This is a genomic window from Neobacillus niacini, from assembly GCF_023715785.1.
In the GTDB taxonomy this organism is placed as follows: Bacteria; Bacillota; Bacilli; order Bacillales; family Cytobacillaceae; genus Neobacillus; species Neobacillus niacini_E.
On sequence record NZ_JAMBOX010000014.1, the window covers coordinates 1 to 21,346 of the forward strand.

A 21,346-nucleotide genomic window follows, 5' to 3' on the forward strand; every position below is an offset into this window, starting at 1 on the left:
CCTTCATAATAACTAGCTCCTTTCGTATTGCAGCTCTGATTTGGTTTGTTTTTCCAGTAAACATTCTAACCAAATTAACCTACGTATTTACGAGTAGGAGCTAGTTTCGTTCATGATAACTCGGCGCTGAAACGACTGGAGCGCAATTCTACAGACAACTTGCATAGACTATCTAGATAGTAACACACTAAAATCATTAAAAAAGAGTCAATAAAAATAAAAGCTGTCGAGAGTTTCTCGACAGCCTGATCAACTTAAAGTTGGCTCTTTTCATTTTGCTTTATTTGATGGCAGCATTGATCGCTTGTACAGCCTGATCGGTTGTTTGCATATTCAATACTTCCTGAGCAAGCTTTTCCATTTCTGCTTTTTTCAAGCCCTTAATTAAGGAACGGGCCTTCAAAATGGAGCTTGCACTCATTGAAAATTCGTCAAGACCAAGGCCAAGAAGCACAGGTATAGCTGTTTCATCTCCAGCCATTTCGCCGCACATTCCAGCCCATTTGCCCTCGGCATGCGCTGCATCAATTACCATTTTGACCAAGCGCAGGATGGATGGACTATATGGTTGATACAGGTAGGAAACACGCTGGTTCATCCTATCTGCAGCCATCGTATATTGGATCAAATCATTTGTTCCGATACTAAAGAAATCCACTTCTTTGGCAAATTGGTCAGCAAGGATAGCTGTAGATGGAATTTCCACCATGATACCCAATTCAATTTGTTCTGCAATCTTTTGGCCTTCAGAAATAAGCTTTTGCTTTTCCTCTTCCAAAATCGCCTTTGCCTGTCTGAATTCGTCCAAAGTAGCAATCATCGGGAACATAATTTTTAAATTCCCATAGCTGCTTGCACGAAGCAGGGCACGAAGCTGCGTCCGGAAGAGATCCTGCTCTTCTAAACATAAGCGAATGGCGCGGAAGCCAAGGAATGGGTTCATTTCTTTTGGCAAGTCCAAATACGGAAGTTCCTTATCTCCGCCAATATCCAATGTCCGAACTACTACTGGTTTTCCTGACATTCCTTCGAGTACAGCTTTGTAGGCTTCAAACTGTTCTTCTTCTGTCGGCAGCTGGTCTCTGCCCATGTACAGAAATTCTGTGCGGTATAGGCCCACACCTTCTCCGCCATTTTCAATAACACCCTTCAAGTCATTTGGTGTTCCAATATTAGCGGCAAGTTCAACATGTACACCATCGGCAGAAACAGTAGGCTCATTCACAAGCTTGGCCCATTCTGCCTTTTGCATCTCATATTGTTCATGGACACTGCGATATTCATCTACTAATTCCGGAGTTGGATTAATATGTACCTCACCTTTGAGCCCATCCACAATGATCAGATCGCCATTGTTTATTTCTTCTGTCGCAGATTTTGTGCCGACCACAGCAGGAATTTCTAGGGAACGCGCCATAATTGCGGAATGGGAGGTACGTCCGCCAATATTTGTCGTAAAACCTTTTACAAATTGTCGGTTTAACTGTGCTGTATCCGATGGTGTCAAATCCTCAGCAACAATAATTACTTCTTCGTTGATCATGCTTGGATTTGGCAGTTGGACACCGAGTAAATGGGATAAGACACGCTTTGTGACGTCACGAATGTCCGCCGCGCGCTCTTTCATGTATTCGTTATCCATTTGTTCAAACATCATAACAAACATATCAGCAGTCTCTTTAAGGGCAGCCTCCGCATTCACATTTTCCGACTTAATTTTGTCTTCAATCGGATTGTTTAGCTCGGGGTCGCTTAACACAAGTAAATGGGCCTCAAAGATCGCAGCCTTATCTGCTCCCAATTCGACCGCAGCACGGTCGCGGATCACTTCTAGTTCTGATTTTGCCTTTTCCATTGCACTGCGGAATCGATCGACTTCAGCAGCCGAATCTCCCACTTTTATTTGTTCAAACGATAAATCCGGCTCGACAAGACGGTATGCTTTTGCGATTGCAATACCATTTGATGCTGCAATACCCTGTAAAAAAGCCATAATTATGCCAAACCTTCTTTTTTCATTAGTTCTTCGAGACCCGTTAATGCTTCTTCAGCATCCCCGCCCTCTGCAGTAATCTTAATGTCAGCTCCTTTGCCGATACCAAGCGACATTACACCCATAATAGATTTTAAATTGACTGTCTTCCCTTTATATTCCAAATTAATATCAGAATCAAATCTGCTCGCTGTTTGAACTAATAATGTTGCAGGTCTTGCGTGAATCCCTGTATCTGCAATAACTGTAAATTGCTTCTCTGCCATCATCTTCATACTCCTTTGTTGAGAAATAAAAAAATTGTTATACAAAACGTAGAATAGCATTTTCTTCAGTTCTAATCAAATGTTTTGTGCTATTATTCACAAATTCTCCTCATCAATTCTCGCACACATTAAAGAAGCTTCAACCGACTCGATATATTTCAGCTTATCTTGTTCAGGCCAATTAAACCTGTCAGCCATGTATCGAATGACATAATCTTTCCATTTGTAAACAGTTTGGATATCGAACAAAATTGCTCCAGTGCGCCTATTTAAGAAATCAATTGGGGTGGCAATCATTTCATATTCAATGGCGTAGATAAGTTTTGCAAATATGTCCAATGGCAATTTGCATGTTGCTGCATCCTCCATATTTGCCTTTAATAGTTCAAACACAACACCTACATTTGAGCCATACATTTTAGCAAGCTTTTCAGCTTCCTTGTTTGTTAATCCAAGTTTCGTTCCATTACCGATCTCGTTTGCAATAAACGATATATAGTTAGGTGCCCCACCAATATTTCCGCCTGAAATCGGCTTAGTTCTTGTCTGACATGGAAGAAAACTCCTTCTCTCTTTCAAATGTAACTTTTTGGCTAAAAGATTAACCACTGTTTCGGCCATTTTTCGATAGCCGGTTAATTTTCCTCCGGCAATCGTGATCAGTCCCGAATTCGACTCCCAAATTTCATCCTTACGGGAGATTTCGGAAGGATTTTTGCCTTCCTCATATATAAGTGGACGGACACCGGCCCAGCTGGATTCAATATCTTTTTTGGTAATATTTACATCCGGGAACATATAGTTGATTGCGTTGATCAAATAAGTACAATCCTCTTTGGTGATGTTAGGATTAACGGGATCGTCATTGTAAAAGGTATCGGTTGTTCCGACATACGCTTTGCCGTCTCTTGGTATAGCGAAAACCATGCGTCCATCAGGGGTGTCAAAGTAAATCGCCTGTTTTAACGGGAAACGGGATTGATCGATAACCAAATGGACCCCCTTGGATAGTTGCAACGTTTTTCCTTTCTTTGATTGGTCCATTTCTCGAATATCATCGACCCAAGGGCCGGCCGCATTGACGACTATTTTGCCGCGAATCTCGTATTTTTCACCTGTCAGTTGATCCTCAGCCGACACCCCCACCACTTTGCCGTTTTCATAAACAAGCTTCATAACCTTTGTATAATTGCAGGCAACAGCTCCGCTATCAACCGAGGCTTTCATAACCTCAATAGTCAGCCTTGCGTCATCGGTACGGTATTCGACATAATAGCCCCCGCCCTGTAAACCATCCTTTTTAACAAGAGGTTCTTTGGCCAACGTTTGTTCCGCTGATAAAATCTTGCGGCGTTCTGATTTTTTTACACCTGCCAGGAAATCATAAATCCATAAACCAATTGAGGTGCTAAATTTGCCAAAGGTTCCGTTTTTATAGATTGGCATCAGCATCCATTCCGGCGTGGTAACGTGGGGGCCATTCTCATAAACTATTGCCCTTTCTTTTCCGACTTCGGCAACCATTTTCACTTCAAATTGTTTTAAGTAGCGCAGCCCCCCGTGAACGAGTTTGGTGGATCTGCTGGACGTCCCTGCCGCAAAGTCCTGCATTTCGACCAATGCAACCGCCATCCCTCTGGTCACGGCATCGAAGGCAATGCCGGCACCCGTAATTCCACCACCTATAACCAATACATCAAACTTTTCATTTTTTAATTTATTGACTATTCCATTACGGTCCAAGTTTGAAAATCTCATCTTTTGGTCTCTCCGCTCCCTCGCCTTTAAGGATATTATTTAAAAGCCATCGCCGCCCTGACCGCCTTCTTCCAGCCATCGTATAATGCGGTACGGCTTTCATCCGTCATTACTGGACTGAATTGCCGGTCGATGGCCCATAGTTTTGAGATTTCCTCTTGGCTACTCCAAAACCCGACTGCCAATCCAGCAAGATAAGCTGCTCCGAGCGCCGTCGTCTCATTGACGATTGGCCTTTCAACCGGTACATTTAAAATATTGCTTTGGAATTCCATCAAGAAATCATTTTTTACTGCACCGCCGTCAACCCGGAGTGTCTTTAGCTGAATTCCGGAATCTGCCTCCATTGCCGATAGGACATCTTTTGTTTGATAAGCAAGAGATTCGAGTGTTGCACGGACAAAGTGTTCCTTCGCTGTCCCTCTTGTCAGCCCAAACACGGCACCACGGACATCGCTATCCCAATATGGCGTTCCCAGTCCGACAAAGGCAGGAACAACATACACGCCATCTGTTGACTCCACCTTTTTTGCCAAGTCCTCGCTATGTTTGGCATCCTTTAGCATTCTAAGGCCGTCTCGGAGCCATTGGATAGCCGACCCGGCAACAAAGATACTACCCTCAAGAGCATATTCAACTTTGTCATTATAGGCCCAGGCAATCGTTGTTAATAACCCATGCTGAGAACGGACGGCTTTTTCCCCTGTATTCATCAACATAAAACAGCCAGTGCCGTAAGTGTTTTTTGCCATCCCTGTGTCAAAACAAGCCTGGCCGAATAGGGCAGCCTGCTGGTCACCGGCAATTCCTGCTATTGGCACCTCTTTGCCAAAGAAATGATAATCTGCCGTCTTGGCATATATTTGTGAGGATGGCCGGACCTCCGGCAGCATCGATTTTGGCACATCCAATATTCTCAATAAATCATCATCCCAATTAAGATCAAAGATATTAAACATCAGAGTTCGTGAGGCATTGGAATAATCGGTTACATGAACCCGCCCGCCGGACAACTTCCAAATCAGCCATGTATCGACGGTACCGAATAATAGTTTGCCGCTTTCCGCCTTTTCTCGCGCCCCCTCCACATTGTCCAAAATCCATTTGACCTTTGTCCCGGAAAAATAAGCATCGATCAACAAGCCTGTTTTCTGGCGAAAGGTGTCATCGTAGCCCTTGGCTTTCAACTCATCGCAAATTTCACTCGTCTGTCTTGATTGCCAAACAATCGCATTATAGACGGGTTCACCAGTTTCTTTATCCCAAACAATGGTGGTTTCCCGCTGGTTAGTAATTCCAATCCCGGCAATTTGGCCTGGCTTGATGGCGGATTCAGATAACACGCCGGCTATAACTGACAGGATCGACCCCCAAATTTCATTGGGGTTATGCTCAACCCATCCGGGTTTAGGAAAAATTTGCGTAAACTCCTTCTGGGCGGTATGGACAATTTCACCTCTTTTATTAAAAATAATTGCCCGAGAGCTCGTTGTTCCTTGATCCAAAGATAAGATAAATTGTTCCATTAGAAATCCCCCATTTCAATCAGGTATCAGTCTTGAACTTGGTTTTTCTATATTTTTTTCGTTCTTTTAACTGCATTTTAACCGTTTCTGTTTCTGATTTAACCAGATTAATATCCTTGCTTGACACGATTTCTCCACCATAGCGAACGCTATAGTAGATTTGCAGCGAATCATCCGATAAGGGCAGCCCTTCCCTGTGCACCCATTCCTCCAGCGTTTCATTGGGAAGCCGCCCCATTTTTAATTTATCGGCATACTTTTCCAATTGAAAGATTTCTCTCCTGATGAAATCCTCTGGCGGTTTTCCACGTTTTTTAAGGAACCAGGTTGGGTTCTGGGCACTGACTCCGTCCGTTATTTCCACAGCATGCAAAGAATCAAATGTTACGCTTTGCAGTTTTGCTTTCCGTTTAATCACATAAAAAATAAATGCTACCACCGCCAATAAGACAAAAAAATACATGATATTCTCCGCGAAACTATACGAATGAGGCTGAAAATCATTTCCCCCTTGCAGTGGCTCCGCCGGTTCGTATTTAATATTATGATCCTTATTCCCTCTTAAGCTAAGCAAATATTCGATGAATCTGAAAATCGGCATTGCAAAACCGGTAATAACTTTGGCGAGCAATTGAAAGAATCCAAAAAATAAAAACTGAATGTATTTTAAGGTGAATGCGAGAATGATCCCTATTCCTGAAACGGATAACAAAATTTTCAGGAAAAATACCGAGAATTTTGTTTTGTCAGTCCCGAGCGAATTCCATTTAACAAAATAGCTGCCGGAAAGGGTGAGGATCACCAGCAGGATCAGCATGATAATCATTTGATTTTGATAGATATACCCTGCCATTGAGGAATAAACCATAGCAATAATGCCTATTGAAAAAGACCAAAATAATAACAGGGAGTGAGACCCTCCGGGGTAATTTTCACTTAGTGAGATTCCCCGCCAAAATATATATAACCCTACTACTACTGTCAAAGAAACAGTCAAACCAGCCTTATATCCGGCAAATATCAGTAAGGGGAGAACAATGGCTAGATAAATCCATTTCCCCTTGTTAAAAAGGCTTCCAAGCATCCACGAGTACAGAATAATTCCAGCCAAGCCCAAAAGGGTAAGAGGTAAGATGGGTGGGAATTTGTTTTTACCAATATAATATAAAAAAAGCAAAAGATAACCGGCCATTAGTTCCAAAACAAAATGATAGGCAATCGTAATGACACGCTTTGTCATAGAAGCTTCCTGCTTTCGTTTTGGACTTCCAATTTGGTTAATACCCCATTTTCCTCTTCAAGTTTCAGTTCAAACAGCCTCACGCCTTTTTGAGATTGAATGAATAGGAGCTGATCATTACCTTCCTGCGTTCTAATCCCTGTATGAATAAAAAAGGGCTGGCTTTCAAGATGCCTGCTATAAAAGGACAACATCTGATCATAGGGTATGCTGGTGTTTAGCCGATTAATGGAAGCCAAGGTTTCAAGTACCTTCTGCAAATGCTCCCCGCCGTCACCTTTTGGCAAATACAGAAATGGGGTATTCCCGGCCGAGCGCACATTAATGCACATCGCATAGGAAAGCTGTTTATGAAAGGCAAAATAAGCAAATTCAGTAATACTGCTGATCAAGCCTTCAAGATTCCCATTGATAGAATGACCATCAGAGATATTCAGGGCAACCGTCCAGCCTGTTTCAGAAATTTTCTCATACAGCTTCGTTTGCAGTGATTGTTTTCGGGCGCTGGCTTTCCAATGGATTGCATTAAAGCTGTCAGATGCGACATAATCCCTTGTTCCCAAGGGGCCGAGTCGGTTTTCATAAACCGAATAGGGAACGATATTCGCCCCCTGAAGCTTGGATAACTGTTCCGCTAACCCTTTTACAGGAATCGGCTGAGGATAGATAATCGCCTGAAGGGTTAGGGGTAATTTGGATTCCAGTGCAGTCTCTCCAAACCCCAAGAAGCTTGGGATTTGAAATTCAAGCCTTCGAATTTTAGCAATTCCCCTTGTGTTTGCCGTAAAAGGAATACTAATTTGCTTTGTTTGCCCGGTAAAGATGGAAATTGGAATTGAAATTTCATGCAGCCCACGACTGGAAGAGGATTCCTCGCTTTCCGGTGCTACAAAGTAATCAAAAAAAACTCGAAGTTCCGCTTTTAAAATCGGATATCCATCATTACGGATTATAAATGACCATTTGCCCTTTTCATCAATAAAGAATCTGGCTTTGTCGTGGCTATAATCCACGTACAGCCGCTCTCCCGCCTTTTTTAAATAAAGCTGATTGGCTGCCGCAATGGCCAGAAACAGAATTCCGAGAAACAGCACCAATTTTGATTGCATATAAAGGCTGATTAACATCATAACAATCGCAAGCACACTAATTCCCTGCAATTTTCGGTCTTCTACTTCATATTTGTTCCAGATCATCCATTCGCCCCCGCTTCGACAGGAACTGAAACGGCAGCAAGGATATCCTCAATAATGCTTTCAGGAGTTTTTGTTAATGTCCCTTCAATTGAAAGTAAGAGTCGATGCCCGAGAACGTATGGGGCTGCAAATTTCACATCGTCCGGGATAACATATGTACGTCCGTTCAAGTAAGCCTTCCCTTGGGAGGCTCTCATCAGTGCTAAAGTCCCTCGTGGGCTGACACCCAACTCGACACTGGGGTGTTCGCGGGTTTTTCTTACAATGGCCAAGATATAATCCTCAATATCTCCAGTTATATTCGTGTTGTTTACGGAAAACTTTAATTGTTGTATGTCTTCGCTCGTAAATACTTGAGTTAAAGATTTCAATTGCTGGGCCCCACGATGGATTTGCATAATCCTTTTTTCATCCTCATATCCCGGATAACCGACAGTTATTTTTATAAAAAACCGGTCCATTTGGGCAACAGGCAAAGGAAAGGTTCCTTGCTGGGATTCAACAGGATTTTGTGTGGCAATGACCATGAATGGTTCTTTTAATGGCACCGTGATCCCATCAATTGTTGCCTGGCGTTCCTCCATCACCTCAAGCAAACTTGACTGTGTCCGCGGTGTAGCCCGGTTTATTTCATCCGCCAAGACAATATTAGCCATTATGGGTCCCGGGCGCAGTTCGAATTCCTGCACCTTTGGATTAAAAAATTGAATTCCTGTGACATCGCTGGGAAGAACATCAGGAGTAAATTGAATTCTTGAGAAATCCCCTCCTATTGCCGAGGCAAAGCTCTTAGCCAGCATGGTTTTCCCGGTTCCCGGCACACTTTCAAGCAAAATATGCCCATTAAACAATAAGGCGATTGCCATCATTTCCACTTCTAATTCCTTTCCGACAATCACCTTATCAATCTCCTGTTTTAACTTTTGTATATTGTCAGTTATCGTCACCATATTTCCCCCAGTCTCTTTTTCTTACAGTTCTTTTCTATTTTAACAAAAATTGAAATTTTTCAAAATTAAAAAAAGGAAACCCTTTTCTAGGTTTCCCGTGTTAACTTCTTGGTTCCGATAAATACTGGTATAATACATTTCCGTCGCGTTGCGCAATGCCGCGAAAATGTTTAAAATCTTTCCTTTTTACTAGAACCTGACGAAATTCCATAAAATTTTCCTTCGTTACATAATATTCCGAAAGCTCCCCCGTCATCAATTTGTTTAAAATTTCGGTTATATGCTCTTGATTCATATATTGACCCACCTTTACTTATCTATTATTTAACGAAATGATCCTTATAAAAGTCAATAGTTTTCGTAAAATTTGAAGGCGTTTCCATTTTTTATTTTATAGTATTAATATAATGATAGTAAGTTAACAAAATTGTCAAATAAAAATCTTTACGAATTTGGAAAAGTAGTGCAAACTGTTACTTAAATAGTTTTTTATAGTATACTAGCTAAAGGAGAGAGGCTAATTGTTGAAAAGAGCAGAAGTAGGTAATGTCATTGAATTCCGCGGTGGACTGCAAGGGATCGTTGAAAAGGTAAATGAGAATTCAGTTATCGTCGACCTGACATATATGGACAATTATCGTGATTTGGAATTAGATCAACGAACAGTCGTCAATCATAAAAACTATAAAGTGATTAGAGAAAGCGTTTAAATAGAGTGAAAGAAAAGGCAGACCTTCCCGCTGCCTTTTCTTTCATTTATTGTCCCTGGTCCGTTTCTTTTGCTAACTGTTTAAGCGATTTAACTTTTCCATGGGGATTTTGATCTTGTTTGCGTACGGTCCATTGCCGTTCCTTTTGACTTTTCGAACTGCTCATGCTCTTCACTCCTTTCCCGTTTATTTTTTTCAAATATAGATATTCTTATGTTGGAATTGGATAAAATGAAAATTGTATTCTTTTCCCTTTTTAGCTATTCATTTTTAAGGAGTTATCTCATGAAAAATCTGATCATTGATATTCGCCTTTTATTAGGATTGGCATGTGCCCATGCCTTGATCTATTTTTCCTTTCATGATAAGGCAATATTTTGGTATATCTTTACGGGTTCGATCCTTGCCTTAATCGCCTATTCGAAATTCCAGGGGGATGTAGACGACGAGGCATCCTTTGGTCAATATATTCTGGTCGGAGCGATCTCCGGACTCCTGATATATTTTATTTTTTGGCTGGGAATTAAAGGCTTTGAACTTTTCAATATTCCGTTTCAAAAAGATCTTAACCGGTTGTATAAATGGTTTGCGCCGCATTTATTTTGGCAGTACATCGCCCTTATCCTGGTCGCTGCACCAGGAGAGGAACTATTCTGGCGCGGTTTTATTCAAAAAAGATTAATGAACTATTTCAAACCTGCTATCAGTATTGTATTGGCGGCAGTGCTTTATGCAACAGTGCATATTTACTCCGGTTCTTGGCTATTGATGTTAGCAGCTTTACTGTCAGGATTTGCGTGGGGCTTGCTTTATTACTGGAAAAAAAGCATGCCGATGGCCATTGTTTCCCATATTATTTTTGACATAATGATTTTTATTATTGCCCCGTTCAGGTAATCCAAAAATGCAGCTGCTCTGATTAGAACAGCTGCTTATTTTATATTCCCGCCTGGAGTGAATGGCTTCATCCATAACAAAATAAAAAAGCTCATGCAAATGTAACCGAATAAAGGATATAGATAAGAAAGCAAAGTGCTGTAGTTCACCAAACTGATCATAAACGAAACGGCAAAAATAATCGTAACCGTAACAACGGTTGGGAGCGGCCAGAATTGCTGCAACTGTCTGTCCAATCCGAAGACGTTGCCAATGACAGAGGTGAAGATCTCCCCATAAATGACAAGGACAAAAACCCAATAGAAAAACGGAGCCAGGTTTTTCATAATAATCGCCATTGGAATTTCATATAATTCAAGGTTTGGCAGCATAATTAAGGTAAAATGACTTGAAAGCAGGATAACAGTCAATGCAAGCCCCCCAAGAATTCCGCCCCATTTAATCGTCCAATCATCGTTAACCTCGGTCGCAATCGGGACCAAAACTGCCTGTGCAAGCCCCAGATTCAACGCGGCATAGGAAAACGGGGCCACGACACTCTTCCAACCATCCGACGCATGAGGTATATACAAAAATTGCTCCAAAAAGTTCGGCATTTTTAACGATAAAATCATTAAGATTAAACTAAAAACGATCATTACCGGCACCACGAATGTATTAACCGCAAAAAGCCCTTTTGTTCCCACGAGCATGACTATGTAGGAAAGGAAAATTGTCAGGAATACCCCAATATATTTCGGCAACCCAAGCTGTTCCTCAAACACGGCTCCTGCCCCTGCAAGCATCACGGCACTGACCCCCAGCAACATAAACAACATAAAAAAATTTATGACGTTTCCCGCCCATCTTCCAAATAGATATTCATTAAATTCCTGATAGGATTTTGCCTTTATCTGTGCGGCCATTCTCATTAACTTAGAACCGATTATGACAAATAGATAGCCGCTCATTAATATGCTAATGAAGCCGAAGAAACCAAATCGCGAAAAAAATTCGACGATTTCTTTTCCCGTAGCAAACCCTGCCCCAACAACGGTACCTACATAAACCGCTGCAATTTGAAAGGCTTGACTCCAGCTTTTTTTCACATCATCTCCCCCTTACCTTCAATATATGACTAAAGGGACAAACAATGACGAGCATTTTCCTATATAGGAAAGTATTTCTATAGGCAGAACACTTGAAAGTCAAAAAAGGTCAGAGTATACTATGGGTATAAGGTCAAAGTTAGTCAAAGTCAAAGCGATAAACTATTAAACCAAGGAGGTTTTCATTTATGCTTTGTCAACGATGCAATCAAAACCAAGCAAATGTACAATTATCAATGAATGTTAACGGAAAGCGAACGGATTTAAAGCTTTGTCATGAATGCTATGCAAAAGAAAAACAAACTTTAGGAACAGGCTATGGGGTGAATATGAATCCATTTCATAGCTTCCCGTTTGAGGATTTGTTTGCGAATAAAAACGCCTTATTCGGCCAAACAGGAAGCACCCCAAATTCCCAACTACAGCATCAACCGAAGTCGGACCATGGCGGCTTTATTGACCATTTCGGCCGCAACCTCACCCAAATGGCCAAAGCTGGTTTAATTGACCCGGTCATTGGCCGTGATGAAGAAATAAAGCGGGTTATTGAAATCTTAAATCGACGCAACAAAAATAACCCGGTATTAATCGGTGAGCCCGGTGTTGGTAAAACGGCCATCGTGGAAGGACTCGCCCTGAAAATAGCTGAAGGTGATGTACCTGGAAAGTTGCAGGGTAAAGAGGTCTATTTGCTCGATGTTGCCTCACTTGTTGCCAATACAGGCATCCGCGGCCAGTTTGAAGAACGAATGAAGCAATTGATTGCCGAACTGCAAGAACGAAAAAATATAATTCTGTTTATCGATGAAATTCACTTGCTTGTCGGTGCCGGTTCTGCCGAAGGTTCGATGGATGCAGGGAATATATTAAAGCCGGCACTAGCCCGTGGCGAGCTCCAGGTGGTCGGGGCCACAACACTTAAGGAATATCGCCAAATCGAGAAGGATTCAGCACTTGAGCGGCGCTTTCAGCCTGTACAGGTTCAAGAGCCGGACACAGAAGCAGCGATTGCCATTCTAAAAGGTATCCAAAAGAAATATGAGGATTACCATGAGGTCATTTACTCTGAGGCAGCAATCCGCTCATGCGTGAACTTGTCTCAGCGCTACATCCAAGACCGTTTCTTACCGGATAAGGCGATTGACCTGCTGGATGAAGCAGGTTCAAGATTAAACCTGTTATCCGATTATAAGAGTAATGAACAAATTGAATCGCGACTAAAGGAAATTGCTGCAGAAAAAGAGGCTGCGTTGAAAAATGAGCAATATGAAGCGGCTGCTAAGCTTCGCGATGAAGAAGCCCTTCTTGAAAAATCATTAAACAGTGTTACGACTGAAGAAAGACCGATTGTTACGATTTCACTTATTCAGGAAATCATTGAACAAAAAACCGGTATCCCTGTTGGAAAGCTTCAAGCAGATGAGCAACTTAAAATGAAACACTTGGAGGAAAATCTAAATAAAAAGGTCATTGGCCAGGAAAAAGCTGTGGCAAAAGTGGCTAAAGCAATTCGTCGCAGCCGTGCCGGCTTAAAACCAAAAAGCCGGCCAATTGGATCATTCCTCTTTGTTGGCCCTACCGGTGTCGGTAAAACTGAACTAACGAAGACACTCGCTGAGGAACTGTTTGGAACAAAAGAGTCGATGATCCGCCTTGATATGAGCGAATACATGGAAAAACACAGCATCTCAAAATTAATCGGTTCTCCTCCAGGCTATGTTGGTCACGAGGAAGCAGGACAGCTGACCGAAAAGGTTCGCCGCAATCCGTACAGCATTATTTTATTGGATGAAATTGAAAAGGCGCATCCAGATGTAATGCATATGTTCCTACAGATTCTCGAAGACGGACGCCTGACTGACAGCCAAGGCAGAGTGGTAAGCTTTAAGGACACTGTGATTATCATGACAAGTAACGCCGGTGTCGGCATTAAGCCAATCCATGTTGGTTTCAATGCAAGCGAAGCAATGGAAGAAGCTTCAATTTTGGATTCCTTGGGCAGTTTCTTCAAGCCTGAGTTCTTAAATCGCTTTGACAGTATTATTGAGTTCAACTCACTCGATAAGGACCATATTTTGACCATTGTTGATTTGATGATTAATGAGCTGCAAGATACATTGGCTGAACAAAACATTGAATTGACCATTGAAAAGAAAGTGAGAGATAAGCTGGCTGAACTTGGCTACCATCCGGCATTCGGTGCCCGCCCGCTGCGCCGTGTGATTCAGGAACAGCTTGAGGACAGAATCACCGATTTCATCCTCGAACAGCCAGAAGCCAAAAAATTAACGGCCACAATCGTGGATGGTGAATTGAAAGTACTTCCTGAAACGGTGACGGTATAAATAAGGAATGCGAAGCCATGTATCACGGCTTCGCATTTTTTTATAGCTTTTTATCGTCTACTGAATTTAACCAATCCTCAATTTCGCCGACTACTGACTGAATGCAGCCATCTTCGAATGGCGATATTAAATTAGCTGCCTTGACCAGCTTTGTAAATGACATACTGCCGCCAAGCTTGCAAAGATTTACATAATCGGCCCAGGCCTCTTCCCGATTTTCCCGTGACCGCTTCCAAAACTGGAACGCGCAAATTTGTGCCAGGGTATAGTCAATATAGTAAAACGGTGAATTATAAATATGTCCTTGACGCTGCCAGAAACCGCCGTTTTCCAGATAAACGAAGCCATCATAATCCTTGTGCGGCAAGTATTTCTTCTCAATTTCCCGCCACTTGGCTTTCCTTTCTTTAGGTGTCGCCTCCGGATTTTCATAAACCCAATGCTGGAACTCATCAACTGAGACCCCGTACGGCAGGAACAATAACGCCTCACTTAGATGAGAGAACTTATATTTATCGGTATCTTCCTTGAAAAATAGCTCCATCCATGGCCAGGTAAAGAATTCCATACTCATCGAATGGATTTCAGCTGCTTCATAAGTTGGCCAATAATATTCCGGAATCTCAAAATGGCGGCTTGAATACACCTGAAAGGCGTGGCCAGCCTCATGCGTCAACACATCAATGTCCCCTGACGTTCCATTGAAGTTGGAAAAGATAAACGGAGCTTTGTAATTTTCAATATACGTGCAGTAGCCGCCGCTAGCTTTCCCTTTTTTGGCTACAAGGTCCATCAGGCCATTTTTCTGCATGAAGTTGAAAAATTCCCCCGTCTCTTTCGAGAGGTCTTGGTACATTTTTTGGCCGTTCTCGATAATCCATTCCGGACTTCCTTTCGGGACGGCATTACCGGTTTGAAATACAAAGCTTTCATCGTAATACTTTAATTGGTCCATGCCCAAACGTTCCCGTTGGCGTTCTTTTAATTTTGATGCAATCGGCACAATAAAATCCTTTACCTGCTGGCGGAAATTGGCAACCATTTCTGCATTGTAATCAGTCCGCATCATTCGATAATAGGCCAGTTCAACAAAGTTCTTCATCCCAAGCTTGGCTGCAATCTCGGTTCTCACTTTGACAAGATCATCATAAATCCGGTCAAGTTCCGCCTCATGCTGTGCAAAGAAACCAAATTTTGCCTCAGCAGCCTGTTTTCTCATGTCCCGATCCTTCGATTCGATAAACGGATCGATTTGTGCAAGGGTCCGTTCTTCCCCTTCAAAATCTATTTTTGCCGAAGCGACGAGTTTAGTGTACTCGGTCACCAATCGATTTTCCTGTTGGAGCAGTGGGACGATTTCTGGGTTAAAAGTTTTCAGTTGTCCCTCAGCTAGTGCAAACAGCTGGGTGCCCCACTTTGTTTCCAGTTCATGACGGAACTTTGAACTTACCAATGCTTGATAGTACTGGGACACCAATCCCTCAACCTCGGGACCCAATTCATCCATATAATCTTGCTCTGCTTTATAAAATTCATCATTCGTATCAATCGAATGATGGATATGGGAAAGATTGAACATCGTGCCAAGATCATTTCTAAGATCGTTAATCTCACTCATCGCCTTGCTCTGGTCTTCAACTGATGAAGCATTGTTGAACTGTTCAAGCACAGCTGCAAATTTATCTTTTACGTCCTCCAGATTGGGACGAACATATGTATAGTCCTGAAAGCCCATAAACATCCCCCTTTAATTTTTCAAATTATTCCAATCTACCTCATTATATACTATCTATCCTAGCTACAAAAATAAAAACGGCCGATTGGCCGTTTAAAATTTTCCCGCTGGTAATCCCAATTTTTTTAGTAAATCGATGGCTGTGTCTTTCTCTGACTCGTTAAGGCTTGACATGAGCTTGTCAATTTGATTGGCATGTTCGGGAAAAATATCCTGAATCATGTTTTTTCCTTCATCTGTAATGGAGGCATAAATCACACGTCTGTCGGTAGGACATGCAATTCTTTTTAATAAGCCTTTTTGCTCAAGCTTATCGACCACATAGGTAATGCTGCCACTAGCCAGCAAAATTTTTGCACCAATTTGCTGAAGCGGCTGGTCGCCTTTATGATAAAGAAGTTCAAGTACGGCAAATTCCGTAGGATTTAGTCCATTAGCCTGGATGACTTTATTTACATGCTCATTAATGGCCTTAAAGGCTCTAGAAAGAACGATAAACAACTTTAAGGATTTAGCGGTTGAATCATTTTCCATAAAAACTCATCCTTTTACATTTTGTTAGGTTGATCCTGAAAATTATCTCGATTTCAAAATTATTATAAAAAAATATTGGCCAACTGTCAATTTGCTCTGGAAAAAAGGACGGGTTGCCCATCCCTTTTATGACAATTTTATGTATTCTGGTGATTTTTCAAAAAATTTTAACATTTATCACACAAATATAGTTTCAAAGTTTCATATAATAAAGATAGAAAATAAAGAAGGAAAATAAAAGGGAGGGTAAAACTTTGAAAACCCCTAATTACCATGATTTTTACCAAGTGGCCTTAGTACCCATTGGCAGCAACGATCACAGAGCATTAAAGGAAACAGACGCTTATTACCCTGGTTCAAAATCAACCCACTGGCTCATTGCCGTTGAAGGGGTGCAGCTCCCGCAAGCAAAAATCTATTACCACTGGAAAGTCAGCATCTATCCGGCTGATGGTGAAGGTGACTTTAATTGGAAAAAGCCTTATTATTGCTCTGCTAACTTGGAATTGATTGACCATGCGCTTAAACTGGCCTCCTCAATGACAGCATCAAGCAAAAATGATGACCTTTCCTCCACCGCTATATTAGAAAAAATAAGCTAACCCCTTCAAAACTTACCTTCTTGCTTCACCTTCTTTTTAAAATCCCTTGTGAAAAAACATACATACAGTAAAAACGCTAAAAAAAGTGCTGCTTGCAGTTGGCAAACAGCACTTTTTCATTAGGCAAGCCGGAAGACTATTCCATGTCCGCCTTTCGGGTATTCCCATTTAATATTTTGATATGGACAGCCGATCCGGCAGCTGCCGCATTCGTGGCACCCTTCGTAACCAACCTGCATCCGCGTCCCTTCCCATTTATAAACCTCAGCAGGGCAAAATACGGTACAGATTTTATCCGGGCATTTCGTCATGCAAATGTCATGGTCAAGAACAGTTAGATGGGACTTCGTGTCACACTTGAATCTGAGAAGATACTGCTTTTCTTCAATATTCTTCGTTGACATTATTTCACCGCCTTCCAAGCTCGATAAATATCTTGCAATACGCGAAGCGTGCCTCTCTCGGCTGTCATGCTCTTGATAATTTGTTTTTGTTTGTCCCGCTTAGGAGTGCCATCAACGGTAAAGAACTTGCTGGCGGCCTGGTTCATCATTGGGACGTACTCTTTAAAGTATTGCGGATACTTTTCAAATGTATGAGCCGCGTCCTTATACTTCTCCAAGTCTTTAATAATAAAGCTGTTATATAGAGCTTCACGGTAGCCGTTCAAACTGGATTCACTATAATCGCCGCGGTTTTTTGCTTCAATTACGGTTTCAGCCGCTAACTGTCCAGAGTGCATTGCCATGTTCGAACCTTCACGATGGATGGCATTGACAAGCTGCGCCGCGTCTCCAACGACCAGAACGCCATTTCCGGCTACCTTTGGCACGGAGTGAAAACCGCCTTCCGGAATCAAGTGGGCCAGATATTCGGCGGACTCACCGCCTTCCAAGAACGGTTTTACCATTGGATGTGTTTTTAAATAGTCCAGTAAATCATATGGCTTTAATTTCGCTTTAATCATGCTGGAAAGAGTAGTTCCAACCCCGATATTCAGGCTTTCCTTGTTTGTATATAAAAACGCGGTTCCCAAATTTCCTTTGGTGGAATCACCAAAGATCTCAATTGTACAGCCTTGGTTATCCTGCAAATTAAAACGGTCATTTATTTTGTCTTTTGGAAGATTAATAACTTCCATTACTGTTAAGGCAACTTCATCAGGACGGAATTCCTTATGGAAGCCAAGTTGTTTTGAGAGCAGCGAGTTTACCCCGTCTGCGAGGACGACAACATCTGCAAAAACCTCCCCATCAGGACGGTCCGTACGGACGCCAACAACCTTGCCGTTTTCTACAATGCATTCCGTTACAACTGTTTCATTAATTAGAAGTGCTCCTGCTTCGACGGCTTTCTTGGCAAACCATTGGTCAAACTGTGCTCTTAGAACGGTAAAGTTATTGTAAGGCTCAACGGCCCACTCGAGGCCTTTGTAGCCGAATGAAACAACGGATTCTTTATCCATCATCCAAAAGCGCTGCTCTACTACAGGCCGTTCTAATGGCGCCTCCTTCCAAAATTCAGGAATTAGCTCTTCCATTTGCTTACGGTATAGAACTCCGCCCATTACGTTTTTTGCCCCCGGATATTCTCCGCGTTCAATCAGCAAAACGTTCATGCCGCCTTTGGCACATGTATAGGCACAAGCGGTACCGGCAGGCCCAGCCCCAACCACGATGACATCAAATTTTTCAGGCATAGCTCAATTCACCGCCTTGTTCAACTTTTTGACTCTTAAATTGCGCGATTAGTTTCGGAACGATTTCCAGTGCGTCCCCGACAATTCCATAGGTGGCTACATCAAATATTGGTGCATTCGGATCTTTATTAATGGCAATAATCAGTTCCGAGTTTTTCATGCCGACAACATGTTGGATAGCGCCTGAAATCCCAATCGCAAAGTAAATTTTTGGCGTCACCGTTTCCCCTGTTTGGCCAACCTGCTGTTCGTGCGGCAGCCACCCTGCTTCCACAACATCGCGGGTGCCCCCGACACTTGCCCCGATTGTTTCGGCCAATTCATGAATAAGCTGGAAGCCTTGAATGTCGCCCATTCCTTTACCGCCGCATACAATGACATGGGCATCAGCCAAATTGGCTTTTTTTGTTACGTCATTCACAATTTTGAGCACTTTTGTGCGCATATCCTCTTCCTGGAGAGTAATTTTTTCTTCAATGACTTTACCAACTCTTCCTGAATCCGGATCCAGTGCTTTCATTACCTTTGGTCGTACAGTTGCCATTTGCGGACGATGTTTTTTACATAGGATTGTCGCCATAATATTGCCGCCAAACGCTGGCCGGCTCGCCTCAAGCAATCTGTTATCGACATCAACATCAAGCATTGTCGTATCGGCGGTTAAACCGGTATTCAAATCTGTCGCGACTGCGCTTGCCAAGTCCTTTCCATTCGGGGTGGCCCCGTAAAGAATAATTTCCGGCATGTATTTTTGGGCAAGAAGCATAACACCCTTCATATACGATTCTGTCCGATAATGCTTCAGTATCGGATTATCAATCATATACACTTCGTCAGCGCCGTAGGCTATCACTTGATTGGCCAACTGTTTAATTTCATTTCCAAGCAAAAATCCTCCAAGCGGAACCTGCAACTTATCAGCAAGTTCTCGTCCCGCACCAAGCAATTCAAGAGAAACACCCTCTATTTTTCCGGCATTTTGTTCGATGAACACCCAGACTCCGCGGTAATCGTCAAGATTCACATAAGCCCCTCCCTGCTTCAAAAATAATCGTGGTTATTTAGATGACTGCAATGTAAATAGGTCCTTTTTCTCCAACAAAATCTCTATTAATTGATTGACTTGCTCATCGGCGGAGCCTTCAAGCTTCTTGCCGCCCTCCGGACGAGGCGGTGTAAACATTTTTCCGACAATGGTTGGGGACCCTTTAAGACCAAGCTGTGAACGGTCTACATCCTCTAGGTCACTTACGGCCCAAATGATCGGATCATATCTTGCCGCTTTAATCATGTTCGGCATTGGTGAATATTCAATATCGTTTATTTCCTTTTCCACAGTCAACAAGCAAGGCATTTGCGACTGAATCAGCTCATAGCCGTTGGTCAGCTTCCGTTTGATTACCACGGTTTTCTCCTGCTCATTAACTTCAGTTACCTCTATGACATTTGTAACCGGAGGAACATCCAATCTTCTGGCAATTCCCGGGCCTACTTGTCCGGTGTCCCCATCAATGGCATGTTTTCCGCAGATCACCATATCGACTGGTTCTTCTTTACTGATTCTTTCCAATGCCTTCGACAGGGCGTAACTCGTAGCAAGTGTATCCGCACCGGCAAATGCGCGGTCAGTGATTAGAAACCCTTGGTCAGCGCCAATTTCGATGCTCTTCTTAATAACAGCGGTTGCCTGCGGCGGTCCCATTGATAATACGGAAACGGTCCCACCCGTTTTTTTCTTAATTTTCACCGCCTCCTGTACAGCATGTGCATCGTAAGGATTCAAAATGGCTGGTGCACTCCTGCGGTCCAGTGTGTTTGTTTTGGGATTGATTTTGATGATTTTCGTATCTGGAACTTGCTTGACACATACGACAATGTGCATGTAGGACTTCCCTCCTCCAATAATCCTGGAATGTTGTAAGCGTTTGCTGGATGGTTTATTAAAATGCTTTTATTTACGATATATGTATCGAAATAAAAGCATATTACCCAATATTAATCGTTTTCTAATATGTTTTATGTCAATTGCAAAAAAACAGGAGTTAAAAAAAAACTATCGATAAACGTCATTTTTTTAGAAGGAAAAACATAAGAAGATTTCAAATGGTGAAGACCGTGATGTGTTGTCTCTATGATTATACTAATTTAACTATATGAAATATTGAGATATAAACAATGATAAAAATCACATCTACTGTCTAAATTTGTTGAAATTATTAATAACTGGAGTTAACAAAGGAGAAATGTTGTCTGATACATTTAGAAGAATTAACTGAAGATGCTAAAACCTTCTTGTACTATAAGGTCTTTTTTCCGCATTCAGAGCTACTGATGTTAGCGAAATAAAGACCTTATTTCAGTACCTTTATTATTGTCTATTGCAAAAATGATTAAACTAAGACCTTGGGCCAAATCATGATCATCTCTTTAAAAGCAAATCGGACCTCTTCGCATTGTCGGGAGGCTTGTCCCATCATTTTATGATATTCATTGATTAGTTCGTCCAATTCCTGACTGTATTTAATTGTTTCTTCACTAGTAAAACCAAAGGTATTTGCGCTCTTTATCATTAAGTCCCTTTTGACCTTAATCTCTTCAATAATATCGTTTTGAACTTCACTTTCGCTTATGCCATTACTATACTCGAACAATGTTATCCCCCTGCCTCATACACTCTTACTGTAATTCGCTAAAAAATTAGACTACTTGATGAATTATGACAAGAAAATTTGTAAAAGTAAATACATTCGCAAAAGTAGACAAAACATTATAAAACTCTCGTTTTTCGACATTTTTTCTGCTGTTAT

General features: G+C 42.0%; 21 protein-coding genes. 4 read left to right on the forward strand and 17 right to left on the reverse strand.

Going from position 1 to position 21,346, the window contains the following annotated elements:
* Window positions 1-280: 280 nt before the first annotated feature.
* The 8 genes from ptsP to M3234_RS21155 form a co-directional block, all read right to left on the reverse strand.
* Complete coding sequence (gene ptsP / locus M3234_RS21120) at window positions 281-1,993, reverse strand: phosphoenolpyruvate--protein phosphotransferase (RefSeq protein ID WP_262306610.1); 1,713 nt, start codon at window positions 1,991-1,993, stop codon at window positions 281-283.
* Between the two features lie 2 nt (window positions 1,994-1,995).
* A complete protein-coding gene (locus M3234_RS21125) occupies window positions 1,996-2,259 on the reverse strand; it encodes a phosphocarrier protein HPr (protein ID WP_066318609.1) in 264 nt (87 codons plus the stop codon).
* 96 nt (window positions 2,260-2,355) lie between these two features.
* Window positions 2,356-4,017 (reverse strand): glycerol-3-phosphate dehydrogenase/oxidase, encoded by a 1,662-nt coding sequence (locus tag M3234_RS21130; RefSeq protein WP_262306611.1) that lies wholly within the window; start codon window positions 4,015-4,017, stop codon window positions 2,356-2,358.
* A 35-nt stretch (window positions 4,018-4,052) separates the two neighbouring features.
* On the reverse strand, window positions 4,053-5,543 hold the full coding sequence (gene glpK / locus M3234_RS21135; RefSeq protein ID WP_262306612.1) for a glycerol kinase GlpK: 1,491 nt from the start codon (window positions 5,541-5,543) through the stop codon (window positions 4,053-4,055).
* Between the two features lie 19 nt (window positions 5,544-5,562).
* Window positions 5,563-6,783: a hypothetical protein gene (locus tag M3234_RS21140; RefSeq protein WP_262306613.1), complete on the reverse strand. Its 1,221-nt coding sequence runs from the start codon at window positions 6,781-6,783 to the stop codon at window positions 5,563-5,565.
* Window positions 6,780-7,979, reverse strand: a complete 1,200-nt coding sequence (locus tag M3234_RS21145) for a DUF58 domain-containing protein (protein ID WP_262306614.1) — start codon at window positions 7,977-7,979, stop codon at window positions 6,780-6,782. Before M3234_RS21145 ends, M3234_RS21140 begins: the two co-directional genes overlap by 4 nt.
* Window positions 7,976-8,929, reverse strand: a complete 954-nt coding sequence (locus tag M3234_RS21150; RefSeq protein ID WP_262306615.1) for an AAA family ATPase — start codon at window positions 8,927-8,929, stop codon at window positions 7,976-7,978. The genes M3234_RS21145 and M3234_RS21150 overlap by 4 nt, the downstream gene beginning before the upstream one ends.
* A 100-nt stretch (window positions 8,930-9,029) precedes the next feature.
* Window positions 9,030-9,224: a hypothetical protein gene (locus tag M3234_RS21155; protein ID WP_262306616.1), complete on the reverse strand. Its 195-nt coding sequence runs from the start codon at window positions 9,222-9,224 to the stop codon at window positions 9,030-9,032.
* Window positions 9,225-9,453: 229 nt separating this feature from the next.
* On the opposite strand from M3234_RS21155, the gene M3234_RS21160 reads away from it, so the two are divergent.
* Entirely contained in the window at window positions 9,454-9,639 is a 186-nt protein-coding gene (locus tag M3234_RS21160; RefSeq protein ID WP_066318606.1) for a YkvS family protein, read from the forward strand.
* Window positions 9,640-9,685: 46 nt separating this feature from the next.
* On the opposite strand, the gene M3234_RS21165 is transcribed toward M3234_RS21160, so the two are convergent.
* Window positions 9,686-9,805 carry a DUF6254 family protein gene (locus tag M3234_RS21165; RefSeq protein WP_262306617.1) on the reverse strand — a complete coding sequence of 40 codons (120 nt, stop codon included), beginning with the start codon at window positions 9,803-9,805 and terminating at the stop codon, window positions 9,686-9,688.
* Window positions 9,806-9,924: 119 nt separating this feature from the next.
* Here M3234_RS21165 and M3234_RS21170 point away from each other — a divergent pair, with 119 nt between their 5' ends.
* The gene (locus M3234_RS21170) at window positions 9,925-10,536 is read left to right on the forward strand and encodes a CPBP family intramembrane glutamic endopeptidase (RefSeq protein ID WP_262306618.1); all 612 of its coding nucleotides are present in this window, start codon (window positions 9,925-9,927) and stop codon (window positions 10,534-10,536) included.
* A gap of 35 nt (window positions 10,537-10,571) precedes the next feature.
* Here the strand turns inward: M3234_RS21170 and M3234_RS21175 are convergent, their stop codons facing one another.
* The gene (locus M3234_RS21175; protein WP_262306619.1) at window positions 10,572-11,624 is read right to left on the reverse strand and encodes a YkvI family membrane protein; all 1,053 of its coding nucleotides are present in this window, start codon (window positions 11,622-11,624) and stop codon (window positions 10,572-10,574) included.
* A gap of 188 nt (window positions 11,625-11,812) precedes the next feature.
* On the opposite strand from M3234_RS21175, the gene M3234_RS21180 reads away from it, so the two are divergent.
* Entirely contained in the window at window positions 11,813-13,969 is a 2,157-nt protein-coding gene (locus M3234_RS21180) for an ATP-dependent Clp protease ATP-binding subunit (protein WP_262306620.1), read from the forward strand.
* 40 nt (window positions 13,970-14,009) lie between these two features.
* Here the strand turns inward: M3234_RS21180 and M3234_RS21185 are convergent, their stop codons facing one another.
* Together M3234_RS21185 and M3234_RS21190 are read right to left on the reverse strand one after the other, a co-directional pair.
* On the reverse strand, window positions 14,010-15,704 hold the full coding sequence (locus tag M3234_RS21185; protein WP_262306621.1) for a M3 family oligoendopeptidase: 1,695 nt from the start codon (window positions 15,702-15,704) through the stop codon (window positions 14,010-14,012).
* Window positions 15,705-15,797: 93 nt separating this feature from the next.
* Window positions 15,798-16,238 carry a MarR family winged helix-turn-helix transcriptional regulator gene (locus M3234_RS21190; protein WP_262306622.1) on the reverse strand — a complete coding sequence of 147 codons (441 nt, stop codon included), beginning with the start codon at window positions 16,236-16,238 and terminating at the stop codon, window positions 15,798-15,800.
* Between the two features lie 254 nt (window positions 16,239-16,492).
* Here M3234_RS21190 and M3234_RS21195 point away from each other — a divergent pair, with 254 nt between their 5' ends.
* The gene (locus M3234_RS21195; protein WP_262306623.1) at window positions 16,493-16,840 is read left to right on the forward strand and encodes a hypothetical protein; all 348 of its coding nucleotides are present in this window, start codon (window positions 16,493-16,495) and stop codon (window positions 16,838-16,840) included.
* Window positions 16,841-16,959: 119 nt separating this feature from the next.
* Here the strand turns inward: M3234_RS21195 and M3234_RS21200 are convergent, their stop codons facing one another.
* The 5 genes from M3234_RS21200 to M3234_RS21220 all read right to left on the reverse strand — a co-directional run bounded on the left by M3234_RS21200 (window position 16,960) and on the right by M3234_RS21220 (window position 21,190).
* On the reverse strand, window positions 16,960-17,244 hold the full coding sequence (locus M3234_RS21200) for a ferredoxin family protein (RefSeq protein WP_098526926.1): 285 nt from the start codon (window positions 17,242-17,244) through the stop codon (window positions 16,960-16,962).
* Window positions 17,244-18,539 (reverse strand): FAD-dependent oxidoreductase, encoded by a 1,296-nt coding sequence (locus M3234_RS21205; protein WP_262306624.1) that lies wholly within the window; start codon window positions 18,537-18,539, stop codon window positions 17,244-17,246. The genes M3234_RS21200 and M3234_RS21205 overlap by 1 nt, the downstream gene beginning before the upstream one ends.
* Window positions 18,532-19,563 carry an electron transfer flavoprotein subunit alpha/FixB family protein gene (locus M3234_RS21210; protein ID WP_262306625.1) on the reverse strand — a complete coding sequence of 344 codons (1,032 nt, stop codon included), beginning with the start codon at window positions 19,561-19,563 and terminating at the stop codon, window positions 18,532-18,534. The genes M3234_RS21205 and M3234_RS21210 overlap by 8 nt, the downstream gene beginning before the upstream one ends.
* A gap of 33 nt (window positions 19,564-19,596) precedes the next feature.
* Window positions 19,597-20,421: an electron transfer flavoprotein subunit beta/FixA family protein gene (locus M3234_RS21215; RefSeq protein ID WP_262306626.1), complete on the reverse strand. Its 825-nt coding sequence runs from the start codon at window positions 20,419-20,421 to the stop codon at window positions 19,597-19,599.
* Window positions 20,422-20,929: 508 nt separating this feature from the next.
* Entirely contained in the window at window positions 20,930-21,190 is a 261-nt protein-coding gene (locus M3234_RS21220) for an aspartyl-phosphate phosphatase Spo0E family protein (protein WP_066317703.1), read from the reverse strand.
* Between the last annotated feature and the right edge of the window lie 156 nt (window positions 21,191-21,346).

Excerpts from the sequence above, each read along its gene's own strand:
- M3234_RS21145 (WP_262306614.1), bottom strand. The coding sequence starts at position 7,979 with ATGATCTGGAACAAATATGAAGTAGAAGACCGAAAATTGCAGGGAATT.
- M3234_RS21125 (WP_066318609.1), bottom strand. The coding sequence starts at position 2,259 with ATGGCAGAGAAGCAATTTACAGTTATTGCAGATACAGGGATTCACGCA.
- M3234_RS21185 (WP_262306621.1), bottom strand. The coding sequence starts at position 15,704 with ATGGGCTTTCAGGACTATACATATGTTCGTCCCAATCTGGAGGACGTA.
- M3234_RS21180 (WP_262306620.1), top strand. The coding sequence starts at position 11,813 with ATGCTTTGTCAACGATGCAATCAAAACCAAGCAAATGTACAATTATCA.
- M3234_RS21205 (WP_262306624.1), bottom strand. The coding sequence starts at position 18,539 with ATGCCTGAAAAATTTGATGTCATCGTGGTTGGGGCTGGGCCTGCCGGT.
- glpK (WP_262306612.1), bottom strand. The coding sequence starts at position 5,543 with ATGGAACAATTTATCTTATCTTTGGATCAAGGAACAACGAGCTCTCGG.
- M3234_RS21155 (WP_262306616.1), bottom strand. The coding sequence starts at position 9,224 with ATGAATCAAGAGCATATAACCGAAATTTTAAACAAATTGATGACGGGG.
- M3234_RS21200 (WP_098526926.1), bottom strand. The coding sequence starts at position 17,244 with ATGTCAACGAAGAATATTGAAGAAAAGCAGTATCTTCTCAGATTCAAG.
- ptsP (WP_262306610.1), bottom strand. The coding sequence starts at position 1,993 with ATGGCTTTTTTACAGGGTATTGCAGCATCAAATGGTATTGCAATCGCA.
- M3234_RS21170 (WP_262306618.1), top strand. The coding sequence starts at position 9,925 with ATGAAAAATCTGATCATTGATATTCGCCTTTTATTAGGATTGGCATGT.
- M3234_RS21140 (WP_262306613.1), bottom strand. The coding sequence starts at position 6,783 with ATGACAAAGCGTGTCATTACGATTGCCTATCATTTTGTTTTGGAACTA.
- M3234_RS21190 (WP_262306622.1), bottom strand. The coding sequence starts at position 16,238 with ATGGAAAATGATTCAACCGCTAAATCCTTAAAGTTGTTTATCGTTCTT.
- M3234_RS21150 (WP_262306615.1), bottom strand. The coding sequence starts at position 8,929 with ATGGTGACGATAACTGACAATATACAAAAGTTAAAACAGGAGATTGAT.
- M3234_RS21165 (WP_262306617.1), bottom strand. The coding sequence starts at position 9,805 with ATGAGCAGTTCGAAAAGTCAAAAGGAACGGCAATGGACCGTACGCAAA.
- M3234_RS21215 (WP_262306626.1), bottom strand. The coding sequence starts at position 20,421 with ATGCACATTGTCGTATGTGTCAAGCAAGTTCCAGATACGAAAATCATC.
- M3234_RS21130 (WP_262306611.1), bottom strand. The coding sequence starts at position 4,017 with ATGAGATTTTCAAACTTGGACCGTAATGGAATAGTCAATAAATTAAAA.